The following is a 14,476-nucleotide window of genomic DNA, read 5'->3' as shown; positions in this document are numbered from 1 at the left end:
CACCTGCCCACCCCCCTCAAAACCATCCTGTTCGCCGACGAAGACACCCCCGAAGCCGTCCAGGTGCACCAAACGGTCTTCACCCAGCCCGCCCTGTTCGCCCTGCAAGTCGCACTATTCCGGCTGCTAGAGCACCACGGCGTCACCCCGCACGCGCTGCTGGGCCACTCCCTGGGTGAGATCACCGCCGCCCACCTGGCCGGAATCCTCACCCTCACTGACGCCTCCACCCTGATCACCCACCGCGCCCGGCTCATGCAAGCCGCGCCCACCGGCGGCGCGATGACCGCGATCCAAGCCACCGAGGATGAGATCCGCGCCACTCTGGCCGCCTACACCGGGCGCCTGGACCTGGCCGCCGTCAACAGCCCCACCACCGTCGTCATCACCGGCGACACCGACGCCACCGCAGAACTCGCCGCCTACTGGGAGGGCCAAGGCCGACGCACCACCCAGCTGAAGGTCAGCCACGCCTTCCACTCCCCCCACATGGACGGAGTCCTCACCGAATTCCGGGAGATCGCCGAAACCCTCACCTACTCCGAACCCCGCATCCCGATCGTCTCCAACCTCACCGGACAGATCGCCACCGCACAGCAGCTCACCGACCCCGACTACTGGGTCCAGCAACTACGCCACACCGTCCGCTTCGCCGACGGCATCCACACCCTCACCCAACACGCCACCACCACCTACCTCGAACTCGGCCCCGCACCCGTCCTCACCACCCTCACCCGAGCCTGCCTCGACCACGACAACCCACAGGCATTCACCCTCCTACACCCCGACCAAGCCGAAACGACCACCTTCACCACCGCACTCGCCCACACCTACACCAATGGCACCCCCGTCAACTGGAACCACTACTTCCCCCACGCCCGCACCGTGCCGCTGCCCACCTATCCCTACCAGCGCGAGCGGTTCTGGTTGAGGGCCCCGGCCGAGCCTGTAGCCCGGGCGGCCGGACAGGAGCATCCCGTGCTCGGCGAGGGTGTGGAGCTGGCCGACGGGCGGGGCCTGCTGTTCAGCGGACGCCTCGACGTGGAGGCCGAGCCATGGCTCGCCGACCATGCCATCGCCGGAGCCGTGATGCTGCCCGGCGCGGGTGTCGCGGAACTCGCGTTGTACGCGTCGCGGCACATGGGGGCCGGGCGGGTGGCCGACCTCGCCCTTGAGCAGCCCCTGTCGCTGGAGCAGCCTGCCGCGATCCAGCTCACCGTCGCCGCCCCTGCGGCCGATGGGAGCCGCTCCCTCGCGCTCTACTCCCGGCCCGCGACCGCCGCGCCGGGCGCGGAGTGGACCCGTCATGCCACCGGCACGCTGGAGACCGCCGGGGCCGACGAGCCGGCGCCTCTGACGTCGTGGCCGCCGCAGGGGGCGTCGCCGGTTCCGCTCGACGGGCTGTACGCCCGCCTGGCCGAACGCGGCTACGGCTACGGGCCCGCCTTCCAAGGGCTGCGCGTTCTGTGGCGCCATGGAGCCGACTTGTATGCGGAGATCGCGCCGCCTCCGGGCTCGGGGGGCGACGGCTTCCTGCTGCATCCCGCCGCGCTGGACGCCGCACTGCACACCCTGCTCGCCGCCGCCGGGGATCATGACCGGCGCCTGGTGCCGTTCGCGTGGAGCGGCCTGACTCTGCACGGCGAGGGCAGCGGCGTGTTGCGGGTACGGCTGCGGCCCGGCCGCGGCGACACCTGGTCCCTGCTCGTCGCCGACGAGGGCGGCGCGCCGGTGCTCGGTGTCGACGAGCTCGTGCTGCGCGAGCTGCCGTCCGCCACGGGACGTCCGGCCGATGCCGCCTCGCTGTTCGCCCTGCACTGGATCGGCCGGACGTTCGACGCGCCCGCCCCGCAGGGGCCCTGGGCCGTGGTCGGCCCGGACGGTGACGAGCTGCGCGATGCCGTGCGGGCGAGCGGGGTGACGGTGCGCGCCCACGCGGGTCTGGACGACCTGTCCGGGTCCATCGACGACGGTGCGGAGGTTCCCGCGGTCGTCGTCCTCAAGCTCGGTGAGGCCGCTGCACACAGTGGTCCCACCGCGACCGGTGCGGCCGCCGCCGCGCACAACGGCACCACCGCAACCGGCGCGGTAACCGCTCTCGGCGCGAGGGGCGGAGCCACCGGGCCCGCGGCACACCGCGCGGCCCCCGCCCCTGGTGGGCCCACCGAACCCGGTGGGTCCCCCGGGGCGGACACCCGGGAAGTCCTGGGTCTCGTCCAGGACTGGCTCAGCGATGAGCGGTACTCGTCCAGCCGGCTCGTCGTGCTCACCCGGGACGCGGTCGCCGCGGCCGAAGGGGAGCACCCGGACCCGGGACGCGCCGCGGTGTGGGGGCTGGTCCGCGTCGCGCAGTCGGAGCATCCCGGGAGGTTCACGCTGGTCGACACCGACGGTCGGCCGGAGTCCGTCCGCGGGCTCGTGCCGGCCGTCGCCTCGGTCGAACCCCAGATCGCCATCCGTACGGGCGGGTTCCTGGTGCCGCGGCTGCGCGCACACCAGCCGCGGCCCGCGGGCACCGCGCCCTTCGACGAGCGGAGCCGCGTCCTGATCACCGGCGGCCTCGGGACCCTGGGGCGCCTCATGGCCCGGCATCTGGCGGACCGGTACGGCGTCCGGCGGCTGGTGCTCACCGGACGGCGCGGCCCGCGCACGCCGGGCGCCGCCGAGTTCGTGGCCGACCTTGAGGCCGCGGGCGTCCAGGTGACCGTCGTGGCCTGCGACATCGCCGACCGCGCCGCCCTGGCCGCCGCCCTCGACGGGCTCCCCCAGCCACCGACCGCGGTGGTGCACACGGCGGGAGTCCTCGACGACACCATCATCGAGAAGCTCACGCCCGAGCGCCTGGACGCCGTCCTGCGGCCGAAGGCCGACGCCACCGTCCACCTGCACGAGCTGACCCGGCACCTGGACCTGTCCGCGTTCGTGCTGTTCTCGTCCCTCACGGGGATGATGGGCGCCGCCGGGCAGGGGAACTACGCGGCCGCCAACGCCTTTCTCGACGCCCTGGCCCTCAGGCGCCGCGCCGAGGGGCTGCCCGCGGTGTCGCTGGCGTGGGGGTTGTGGGGCACGGAGGCCGGGGAGGGCGCGGACGCGTCCGGCGCCGGCCTCGCGGGCGAGCTGGGCAGCGCGGATCTGCTGCGCCTGTCGCGTTCCGGTGTCGCCCCGCTGCTCGTCGGCGAAGGGCTCGCCCTGTTCGACGCCGCCGTCGCGGACTCCGCGCCCGTTCTAGTGCCCGCCCGCTTCGAGCTGGGCGCGCTCGACGCGGAGTCGGCCCCGCCCCTCCTGCGGGCCCTCGCGCCCGCCGCCCCGCGCGTGGCGGCGGCGCGGCCCGCCGAGGATCCGGCCGCCGCGCTGCGCGGCCGCCTGGCCGCCGCGCCTCGCAAGGAACGCCGGCACATCATCCTCGAAACCGTACGGACGGAGATCGCCGCCGTCCTCGGGCACACCAGCCACGAACGGGTGGTGGCCACCAGGCGCTTCCTGGACATGGGCTTCGACTCGCTCACCGCGCTCGAACTGCGCAACCGGCTCAGCTCGGTGACCGGGGTCCGGTTGCGCCCGACACTCGTCTTCGACCATCCGAGCCCCGGCACCCTCGCCGATCGTCTCGCCGCCGACCTGGCCGATCCCGCTGACCGAGCTGATCCCGCCGGCCGGGCCGATCCCGCCGCCGGGCCCGACGAGCCCGGCGGGCCCGAAGGGCCGCAGGCGGGCGGCGGCAGCGCCCTGGACACGATGACCACCGAGGAACTGGTCCGCCTGGCTCTGGGCGCAGACCGCAATGACCAGCCCCAGCACGGAATCGATGGAGATGAACGATGACGGCCACAACCCACGAGCAAGTCGTCGACGCATTGCGGGCCGCGTTGAAGGACAACGAGCAGTTGCGGACCGCCGCCGCACGGCGGGACGAGCGCGAGCACGGGCCGATCGCCATCGTCGGCATGGCCTGCCGCTACCCCGGCGGGGTCGCGTCCCCGCGGGACCTGTGGCGCCTGGTGACCGATGAGGTCGACGCCATCGGCCCGTTCCCCGCCGACCGCGGCTGGGACCTGCCCTCGCTGTACGACCCGGACCCGGACACGCCCGGGACGTCCTACGTCAAGGAGGGCGGTTTCCTGTACGACGCCGCCGACTTCGACGCCGGGTTCTTCGAGGTCTCGCCCCGCGAGGCGTACGCGATGGACCCGCAGCAGCGGCTGCTGCTCGAAACCGCGTGGGAGACCTTCGAGAGCGCCGGGCTCGACCCGGCGGCGCTGCGCGGCAGCCGCACGGGTGTCTTCGTCGGCACCATGTACGACGACTACGGCTCCCGCCTTTATCCCCGTCCGCCCGAGTACGAGGGCTACGTGGGCCTCGGCAGCGCGGCCAGTGTCGCCTCCGGGCGCCTCGCCTACACGTTCGGGCTCGAAGGGCCCACCCTGACGGTCGACACGGCGTGCTCGGCCTCCCTCGTGGCGCTGCATCTGGCAGGCGGCGCGCTGCGCCGCGGCGAGTGCTCCCTGGCCTTGGCCGGGGGCGCGACCACGATGGCGACGCCGATGCCGTTCGTGGAGTTCAGCCGCCAGCGCGGGCTCTCCACCGACGGTCGCTGCAAGTCGTTCGCCGCGTCCGCGGACGGCACCGGCTGGTCCGAGGGCGTCGGGCTGCTGCTTCTGGAGCGCCTTGAGGACGCCCGCCGCCTCGGGCATCCCGTCCTCGCCGTCGTCCGGGGCTCCGCCATCAACCAGAGCGGTGACAGCAACGGCCTGACCGCGCCCAGCGTCCACGCCCAGGAAATGGTCATCAAGCAGGCCCTCGCCGCCGCGGGCGTCTCCCCGGCAGAGGTGGACGCCGTCGAGGCGCACGGCACCGGCACCACGCTCGGCGACCCCATCGAGGCGAGCGCCCTGCTCGCCGCCTACGGCGCGGACCGTCCGGCGGACCGCCCGCTCTACCTGGGGTCCCTCAAGTCCAACATCGGGCACGCGCAGAGCGCCGCCGGGGTCGGCGGCATCATCAAGATGACGATGGCGTTGCAGGAGGGCCTGCTGCCGAGGACCTTGCACGCGGACGAACCCACGCCGCACGTGGACTGGTCCGAGGGGACCCTGGCGCTGCTGACCGAGGCGAGGCGGTGGCCCGAGTACGGGCGTCCGAGGCGGGCCGCGGTCTCATCGTTCGGCATCAGCGGCAGCAACGCCCACGTCATTCTCGAACAGGCCCCCGAGCCCGCCGACGCCGGGGAGGCCGCCGGGACCGGGGAAGGGGGCGCGGCGCCGCTGCCCGTCGTCCCCATCGCCCTGTCGGCGCACAGCGAACCCGCGCTACGCGCGCAGGCCGCCCGCGTCATCGAGCTGCTGACCACCGAGACCACGGAACTTCTCGACCTCGGTTTCTCCCTGGCCACGACCCGCGGTCACCTCGCGCACCGCGCCGTCCTGCTCCCGGAGGGGCGGGAGGGCCTGCTGGACGGCCTTCGCGCGCTCGCGGGGGGCTCCGGGGCGGACGCGGCCGTCCGCGGCAAGGCGGCCGAGGGACGCGACGCCTTCCTGTTCGCCGGGCAGGGCGCCCAGCGGCCCGGCATGGGCGAGGAGCTGTACCGCGCATTCCCGGCGTTCGCCGCCGCGTTCGACGCGGTCTGCGCCGAGGTCGACGCCCGCCTGGACCGCCCGCTGCGCGAGGTCGTCTTCGCGCCCGAGGGCTCCGCCGAGGCGGCGCTGCTGCACAGCACCGAGTACACCCAGCCGGCGCTCTTCGCCTTCGAGGTCGCCCTGTTCCGCCTCTTCGAGTCCTGGGGGATCAGGCCCGACGCCGTGATCGGGCACTCCGTCGGCGCGCTCGCCGCCGTGCACGCCGCGGACGTGCTCTCCCTCGCCGACACGGCCGAACTGGCCGTGGCGCGCGGCCGGATCATGCAACGGCTGCCGGGAGGCGGTGCCATGGTGGCGCTGCGCGCCGGCGAGGACACCGCCGCCGCGCTGATCGCCGGGCGCACGGACCGGATCTCCCTCGCTGCCGTGAACGGGCCCGCCGCCACGGTGCTGTCCGGCGACCGGGACGAGCTCGCCGCGATCGTCGCCGAGTTCGAGCGCACCGGCGGCAAGGCCACCTGGCTGGAGGTCAGCCACGCCTTCCACTCCCCGCTGATGAAGCCCGCACTCGACGAGCTGCGCACGGTCGTCGAGGGCCTGACCTTCCGGGAGCCGCAGCTCACGGTGGTGTCGGACCTGACCGGGCGGCCGGCGGAGCCGGGCGCGCTCGCCGACCCCGACTACTGGGTCCGGCACGCCGCCGAGCCGGTCCGCTTCCAGGACGGCGTGCGGTCACTGGCGGAACTCGGCTGCACTCGGTTCCTGGAGGTCGGACCGGCGGGCGACCTCACCGCGATGGCCGCCGACTGCCTCCCGGCCGAGGCCGAGGCGGGGGCCGCGCCCGCGCTGGTCCCGGCGCAGCGCCGCCGGCTGCCGGAGACGACCGCGCTGCTGACCGCGATCGCGCGGCTGCACGCCGCCGGCGCGGAGGTCGGCTGGGCCGCCGTGTTCGCGGGCCGCAGCGCCCGCCGCGTCGCACTCCCGAGCTACCCGTTCCAGCGCCGCCGCTACTGGCTCGACATGCCCGAGCGCACCGGGGACGTGCGGTCGGCCGGGCTCGGCGGGCTCGACCATCCCGTGCTGGCCGCCGTCGCCGACGTGCCGGAGCCGGGCGGGACACTGTTCACCGGACGGGTCTCGCGCACCGCGCTCCCCTGGCTGGACGATCACCGCGTCGGGGGCCGGGTGCTGCTGCCCGGCACGGCCCTGCTCGACATGGTGGTGACCGCCGCCCGCACGGCGGGCTGCGACCTGGTCGAGGAGCTCGTCCATGAGGCGCCGCTCGTCGTGCCGAACGGCGCGGAGATCGAGCTGCGGGTGTTCCTCGCGGCGGCCGGCGAGGACGGCGGCCGCGCCGTCACCGTACACGCCCGCCGCGCGGACGGCACCGGCCCGTCGGCCTGGACCCGCCACGCCCACGGCACCGTCTCCCGCCAGGGTCCGGGCGCGGACGCGGACCCGTGGGACGGGCCGCCCGGTGACGCCGTGTCCCTCGGTGTGCCCGACGACCTCTACGCCGCTCTGGCGGCACGGGGGCTCCGGTACGGGCCGGCGTTCCGCGGCGTCCGGGCGATGTGGGAGCACGGCACGGAAACGTACGCCGACGTGGCCCTGCCCGAGGAGACACCCGCCGGTACGCACGCGCTGCACCCCGTGCTCCTCGACGCCGTCCTGCACCCGCTGGCGGCCAGGGACACCGAAGACGCTGACGGCTCTCCGGGTCTGGCCATGCTGCCGCACACCTGGACCGGCGTGCGCGTCCACGCCGTCACCGCCGACCGGGTACGGGCCCGCCTGGCGCCCGCCGGGTCGGACACGGTCGCGGTCGACATCACCGATCCCGAGGGCAGGCCGCTGGTCTCGATCGGCTCGCTCGCCCTGCGGCCGGCTCAGGCCGGGGGCATCGGCTCCGTCGACGAGGACGAGTCCGACGGCCTGTTCCTGCCGCACTGGACGCCGATGCCCGCGCCGCCCACCGCGGCGCCGTCCGCGTCGGCCGAGTCCTGGGTGGAACTTGGACCGGGCGGCCACCGCGATCCGGCCGCCCTTGCCGAGGCGCTCGCCGCCGGGGAGCCCGCTCCCCGGACGATCCTGCTGCCGTGCCCGGTCCCCGAGGCCGTCACGTCGGCGGCCGTGCGGGACACGCTGCGCGACGTCCTGAGCGCGGCCCAGTTCGTCGTCGGGAACGACCGGTTGACGGGCGCCCGGCTGGTCGTCGTGACCCGCGGCGCCGTCGCCGTGGCCGGGGAGCGCTCGCCCGGGCAGCAGCCCGCGCACCGCGCGGTGTGGGGCCTGCTGCGCTCCGCCCAGGCCGAGCACCCGGGCCGCTTCGTCCTGCTCGACGACGACGGCACGGCCGCCTCACGCGAAGCCTTCCCCGCCGCGCTGGCCACGGGCGAGCCGCAGCTCGCGCTGCGCGGCGGCACCGTGTACCGGCCCGCCCTCAGCGCGACCGCGCCCGCGACGACCCTCCGCCCGCCCGCCGGGCGGAACTGGCGCCTCGACCACGCGGGCAAGGAGTCCTTCACCGAGATCTCTCTCGAACCGTGGCCGGAAGCGGAGCAGCCCCTGGCAGCGGGCCAGGTCCGGGTGCGCCTGCGGGCGGCCGGGTTCCGCTTCCGCGACGTGCCGCTCTCCCCGGGCGGGGCGGGCGCCGGCGTCGTCGTCGACGTGGGTGACGGCGTCAGCGGCCTGCGTCCCGGCGACCGCGTCCTCGGCCTGTGCTCCGGCGTCGGACCGATCACGGTGACCGACCGCCGCCTGGTTTGCCGCGTCCCCGACGGGTGGTCCTTCCGCCAGGCGGCCGCGGTCACCGCGTCCCGGCTGACGGCCGCCGCGGACCCGGACCGCGTCCAGGACGCCCTCCTCGACCTGTCCGGCAAGGGCGCGGCGCCGCCGCCGCAGGTGCCGGTCTGGGACGTCCGCAGCGCGCCCGACGCCTTCCGGCACCTCGCCGACACCGGGTATACGGGCGAGATCGTCCTCGACCTGCCGGACCCCGAGGAGCTCTGGGACACCACGAGGGCGGTGCTGGTCACCGGCGGTCTCGGCTGGCTCGGCCGGATCACCGCCCGGTACCTGGCGCAGCGGCACGGCATCCGGCAGTTGGTCCTGATGGGCCGCGGCGCACCCGGGCCCGACGCGGAGCGCACCATCGCGGACCTGCGCGGCCTCGGCGCCGACGTCCGCACGGTGGCCTGCGACGCCGCCGACCGCGGGGCGCTCGCCGCCGCGCTGGACGACCTCGCCCGCGACGGCGTCCGCATCGGCGGGGTCGTCCACGCGGCGGGCGTCCTCGAAGGCGGCATCCTGACCGACCTGACCGCCGGCGACTTCGAGGGGCCGCTGCGTCCCAAGGTCGACGCCGCGCTCAACCTGCACGAGCTGACCGCGGAGCTGGACCTGTCCGCGTTCGTCGTCTTCTCCTCCATCGCGAGCACGTTCAACTCCGCGGGGCAGGGCGCCTACGCGGCCGGGAACGCGTTCCTGGAGGGCCTGATGGAGCGGCGGCACGCGGAGGGCAGGCCCGGCGTGTCCATCGTGTGGAGCCAGTGGGACGTGGGCGGCGGCATGGGCAGCACGCTCACCAGGGCCCAGATCGCCCGCATGGCGCGCCTCGGCGTCCTGCTGATGCCGATCGAGCAGGGCCTGGCCTTCCTCGACGCCGCCGTCCGCCGGAACCGGCCGGTGGCCGTGGCGGGGCGCTGGGACGTCGAGGCCCTGGCCGCGCAGCGCCGCGGCGGCGCCCTGCCGCCGCTCCTGGAGTCCCTGCTGCCCGCCGGGGCGGACGGGCCCGAGGAGCGCGCCGCCGGCTCCGGGACGCGGCACGCGCAGGACACCGGGCCGGCGGAGGGCACGGCGGAGGGCACGGCGGAGGGCAGCGGCGACAGCGTCCTGGACCAGCTCCTCGCCAACCTCGCCGGGGTGCTCGGCCACGCCTCCGCCGCCGACGTCGACCCGGACCTCGCCTTCGACCACGCGGGCGTGGACTCGCTGGCCGCGGTGGAGTTCCGCAACCACCTCACGGCCGCCACCGGGTTCCGGCTTCCGGCCACGTACGTCTTCGACTGGCCGACCCCGCGCGAACTCGCCGGCTACCTGCGCGAGATGGTGCCGGGGCTCGGCGCCGAGGTCACCGGCGTGGACTCCTCACTCATCGACCAGATCGCGGGTTTCGAGGCCGCGTTCGCGGAACGGGCCCTCACGGGTCCCGAGCGCGACGTCGTGCGGGAGCGCCTCGGCCGCCTCCTCGACAAGCTGGCCACCTCCACCGAGAACGGGGCACCGACCTCATGACCGAGCGCACCGCCGAATCCGCACCCGCCCAGCCCAGGACGCCGGACCGTGCCGGACGCTGGATCCGCGTCTTCCATCCCCGGGAGCACGCCACCGCCCGCCTGGTGTGCTTCCCGCACGGGGCGGGCACCGCGCAGGCGTTCACCGGCCTGTCCGGGGCGCTGCCCGACGACGTCGAGCTCCTCGCCGTGCAGTACCCCGGCCGTGCCGAACGCAGGGCCGAGCCCTTCGCCGCGGACATCGCGGCCCTGGCCGCCGGGACGGCCGACGCCCTGGCCCCGTGCGCCGACCGTCCCCTGTTCCTCCTCGGCCACAGCCTGGGCGCCCTCGTCGCCTTCGAGACGGCCCGCCTCCTGGAGCAGCGCGGCGGGGCCGCCCGCGTGTTCGTCTCCGCCGCGCGGCCCCCGTCGGCGGACTGGGAGGAGCCCGACCTCGACGCCATCCCGGACGACGGCCTCGCGGACGGCCTCCGGCACCTCGGCGGCGTCCCCGAAGCGCTCCTGCGGGAACCGGACTTCCTGGCGGAGGTGCTGCGCATGATGCGCGGCGACCACCGGCTGCTGCGCCGCTACCGGTGCTCCGAGGACACCGTCCTCGCGACACCGCTCACCGTGCTCCTCGCGTCCGCGGACCCGAAGAACACGCTGGAACAGGTGCAGCCCTGGACCCGCCACACCACGGTCGACCACTCCGTGGAGATCCACTCCGGCGGCCACTTCGGGCTGACGGAACGCGTCGCCGAGATCTCGAAACTGCTCACCCGGTACATCCACGACGACCTGGCGGCGCGCGCCGCCGGCCCCCCTGCCGACCTGGTCCTGGAGATCTACCTGGCGGGCCCGGACGCGCGCGGGGGCCGGCTCACCACCGATCTCACCCTGCTGGAGGACGAGGCACGCGAGGTGCTGCCACCGGCCGTGCACGCGTTCGTGGCGGGCAACGCCGGAACCGGGGCGACGGGGCGCGCCAACCGCGAGGCGTTCGACCGGTGGCGTCTCGTGCCGCGGGTGATGCGCGGCGTCACCCGCCGCGACCTGTCGGTGTCCCGCGCGGGCCTGCGCCTGCCCGCACCCGTCCTGCTGGCGCCGATCTCCGCGCAGACCGTCGTCCACCCCGAGGGCGAACTCGCCGCCGTCCGGGCCGCGGCCGACGCGCGCCTGCCCTTCGTCCTGTCCTCCTACGCCTCGCACAGCCTGGAGGACGTCGCGGCGGCGGCAGGCCCGCAACCCCGCTGGTTCCAGCTCTACTGGCCCTCGGACGAGGAGCTGGCCACGTCCCTGGTCCGCCGCGCCGAGGCGAGCGGCTACACGGCACTGGTCCTCACGGTCGACAACCCCGCCCCCGGCTACCGGCCCGCCGACCTCGACCACGGCTACCTGCCGTTCCTGCGCGGGACGGGGCTCGCCAACTTCACCAGCGACCCGGTGTTCCAGGCGGCGCTGCCGCCCGGCGCGGGCACCGACGCGGTCGTCATGCACTGGGCGAGCGTCTCCGGCAACCCGTCCCTCACCTGGGAACGGCTCCCGTGGCTCCGCGAGCTGACCGACCTGCCCATCCTCGTCAAGGGCGTCCTGCACCCGGACGACGCCCGCCTCGCGCTGGCCGGCGGCGCGGACGGGGTGATCGTCTCCAACCACGGTGGCCGCCAGCTCGACGGCACGATGGCCGCCCTGGACTGCCTGCCCGCGGTGCGCGCCGCCGTCGGGGACGACGTCCCGGTCCTGCTGGACTCCGGTGTCCGCACCGGCGGCGACGTCGTCAAGGCCCTGGCCCTCGGCGCCGACGCCGTCCTGTACGGCAGGCCCTACCTGTACGGGCTGGCGCTCGACGGGCAGAGCGGTGTGCACCACGTCCTGCGGTGCCTGCTCGCCGAACTCGACCTGGCGCTGGCGCTGACCGGCTGCGGCAGCGTCAAGGCCATCGGCCCCGACCTGCTCGCGCCCGCCGGTCCCTTTCCCGGCTGACCCCGCAGATGCTGAACGCGGCCGAGCTCAGGCTCGGCCGCGTTCAGCGTTCTGATTTCTCCGTTCTCCGGTCCCGGTTCAGCGATCGCGGAAGTGGCTCGTGAGCCGCTCCAGTTCCTTGACCGCCTCGCCTGGGGTGGGCTGGGCGAGCAGTTCCTTGCGCAGCCGCCCGGCGCCCTCACGGAACGCGGGCTCGTCCAGGAGCCGCAGCAGGTGCTCGCGGATCCGCTGCCCGCTCAGCTCCTCCGGGTCGTCGCCCGGGATCCACAGCCCGGCCCCGGCGCGTTCCAGGCGCGGGCCCCGCTCACCGATGTCCGGCATGATCCGGCTGATCACCAGCTGGGGCACCCCGTGGACGAGCGAGTCCACGAACGAGGGGATCCCCCCGTGGTGGATGACGGCCGAGCACGACGGGATGATGACGTGCAGCGGCACGAACTCCACCATCCTGGTGTTGTCCGGGACCCGCTTGAGCTCCTTCTGGACCTGTTCGGGCAGGGTCACGACCAGCTCGATGTCGAGATCGGCGACGGAGTCCAGCATCGCCTGGAGCTGGTCGCCGGACAGCGCCAGCGCCGACGGGTCCTTCTCCATCGTCCAGCCGAAGGTGGCGAGGACGCGCCGCTTCGACGGGTCGCGGCGGGTCCAGTCCGGCACCACCGACGGCCCGTTGTAGGGGACGTACCGGAGGGGAACGGACGGCACGTCCGACTCCAGCACCATGGAGCCCACCATCTGGTCGATGGTGAACTGGCCGGTCACCAGTTCCTCGGAGAACGGCGCGCCGTACTTGTCCGCCCACTCCGCCAGCCAGTCCCCGAGCGGGTCCTCGCGCTTCTCCGGCGGCTGCTCCGCCCGCACCCGCAGGTAGTGGTCCCGCATCCGGGCGTCCACGTTCAGCCCGATCGGCACGCGGGCGTGCGGCACCCCGACCGCGGCGGCGGCCACGGGGCCCGCGTAGCTGATCCAGTCCCAGACCACGAGATCGGGCTTCCACCAGCGGCAGTACTCGACCAGGTCCTCGATCATCGAGTCGTTCATGGCCTTGATGTTCGCGGCGATGAACCGGTACCCCCAGCGCAGGCGGTCCCAGGTGAGCTTCTCCTCGCGGTTCTCGGACAGGTCGAAGCTCAGGTCCAGGTCGGCCTGGCCGTCGAGTTCCGCGGTGAGCTTCTCGAACAGCTCGCCCTGCGAACGCTCCAGCTTCTCGAAGACCGGCTCGTCGGAGCCGACGGGGACCGCCGTCAGGCCCGACCTCGTGATGACGTCCGTCAGCTCCGGGCCGCTGGCGACGCGCACCTCGTGCCCGGCCGTCTGCAGGCCCCACCCCAGCGACACGAGGAGGTGGAAATGGCTCTGCCAGGGAAAGGTGACAAGCAAGACGCGCATGGCGCTCAGCTCCTTCGTGTCCTCTAGTTGACGAGCAGCGGCAGCTTCGAGGCCAGGAGGACCTCCTCCATCGCCGTGAACTCGTGCGGGTTGTCCGGGTCCGTGCGCACCTTCGGGAACCGCTCCAGCAGGACGTTCGTCCCGATGCGGCCTTCGAGGCGGGCCAGCGGCGCGCCGATGCAGAAGTGGATCCCGCGGCCGAAGCCCAGATGCGGGTTGGGGTCGCGGTCCGGGTCGAACACGTGCGGTCGCTCGAACTGGCGCTCGTCCCGGTTCGCCGCGCTGAGCCAGAGCCTGACGAGCCGGCCCTTCGGAATCTTGACCCCCGCCAGCTCCGTGTCGGCGACGGTCGCGCGGATGGACGCCACGAACGGCCCCAGGAACCGCAGGCTCTCCTCGATCACCCCGGGGGCCAGGTCCGGGTTCGCGCGCAGCCGTGCCATCTGCTCCGGGTGGGCGTCCAGGCACAGCAGCGTGTTGCCCAGCGTCGCGCTGGTGGTGAGGTGCCCGGCCATGAGGAGCTCCCTGGCGAAGACCGCGATGGCGGCCTCGCTCAGGCGGAAGCCGTCGATCTCCGCTTCGACCAGCTTGGTGAACAGGTCCTCCCGCGGCTTCCGGCGCCGCTCGGCGATGTGCTCGCGCAGGTAGTTCATCATCTCGGGCACCTGGCCCATGGCGGCCGCGACGTCCTCGTCCGTGCGCTGCTTGTCGGTGCTCTCGACGGTCACCTCGCCCGCGGCGGTGACGATCTTGTCCACCCACTCCTTGAAGAGGCCGCGGTCGCTGTGCGGGACACCGAGCATCTCGGCGATCACGATCAGCGGCATCGGGTACGCGAGGTCCTCGATCAGGTCCAGGCGGTCCTTGTCCGCCGCCGCGTCCAGCAGCTCATGGGTGATCTTGGTGATCTGCGGTTCGAGGCCGGCCACCATCCGCGGGGTGAACGCGCGGCTGACGAGCTTGCGCATCTTCGTGTGCTTCGGCGGGTCCGCGGCGCTCAGCGCGCCCTCGCTGAGCGCCTCGCCCTCCTCGGCCTCGCCGAAGAACAGCGCCTCGATGTTGGACGAGTACGTCTTCGGGTCGCCGTAGACCTCGACGCACTCGGCGTACCCGTACACGTGGAACACGCCGTTGTCGTCGACCTTGACGGGATTGTCCGGCCGGCGGTCCCACATCCAGAAGTACGCCGGATTCATTCCCCAGCGGTCAGCGACGTGCGTCACTTTCTTCTCCCTTGCTCTCTCGGTTCCATGG

5 protein-coding genes are annotated in these 14,476 nt (G+C 74.2%); 3 read left to right on the top strand and 2 right to left on the bottom strand.

Going from position 1 to position 14,476, the window contains the following annotated elements:
• From ETD83_RS07540 to ETD83_RS07530, 3 genes are all read left to right on the top strand, one after another.
• Positions 1–3,822, top strand: a 3,822-nt coding sequence (locus ETD83_RS07540) for a type I polyketide synthase (protein ID WP_138644333.1), incomplete at its 5' end; no start/stop codon positions are given.
• Positions 3,819–9,869: a type I polyketide synthase gene (locus ETD83_RS07535; RefSeq protein WP_138644332.1), complete on the top strand. Its 6,051-nt coding sequence runs from the start codon at positions 3,819–3,821 to the stop codon at positions 9,867–9,869. The genes ETD83_RS07540 and ETD83_RS07535, both read left to right, overlap by 4 nt.
• Positions 9,866–11,833, top strand: a complete 1,968-nt coding sequence (locus tag ETD83_RS07530; protein WP_138644331.1) for an alpha-hydroxy-acid oxidizing protein — start codon at positions 9,866–9,868, stop codon at positions 11,831–11,833. The genes ETD83_RS07535 and ETD83_RS07530 overlap by 4 nt, the downstream gene beginning before the upstream one ends.
• 78 nt (positions 11,834–11,911) lie before the next feature.
• On the opposite strand, the gene ETD83_RS07525 is transcribed toward ETD83_RS07530, so the two are convergent.
• Both ETD83_RS07525 and ETD83_RS07520 read right to left on the bottom strand, forming a co-directional pair.
• The gene (locus ETD83_RS07525; protein WP_138644330.1) at positions 11,912–13,222 is read right to left on the bottom strand and encodes an activator-dependent family glycosyltransferase; all 1,311 of its coding nucleotides are present in this window, start codon (positions 13,220–13,222) and stop codon (positions 11,912–11,914) included.
• A 23-nt stretch (positions 13,223–13,245) separates the two neighbouring features.
• The gene (locus ETD83_RS07520; protein ID WP_205717537.1) at positions 13,246–14,445 is read right to left on the bottom strand and encodes a cytochrome P450; all 1,200 of its coding nucleotides are present in this window, start codon (positions 14,443–14,445) and stop codon (positions 13,246–13,248) included.
• Positions 14,446–14,476 lie beyond the last annotated feature (31 nt).

It is taken from the genome of Actinomadura soli, assembly GCF_005889715.1.
Taxonomy (GTDB): domain Bacteria; phylum Actinomycetota; class Actinomycetes; order Streptosporangiales; family Streptosporangiaceae; genus Spirillospora; species Spirillospora soli.
The sequence above is the reverse complement of the archived record's forward strand: the minus strand, read 5'-3'. Positions and strand labels throughout refer to the sequence as shown.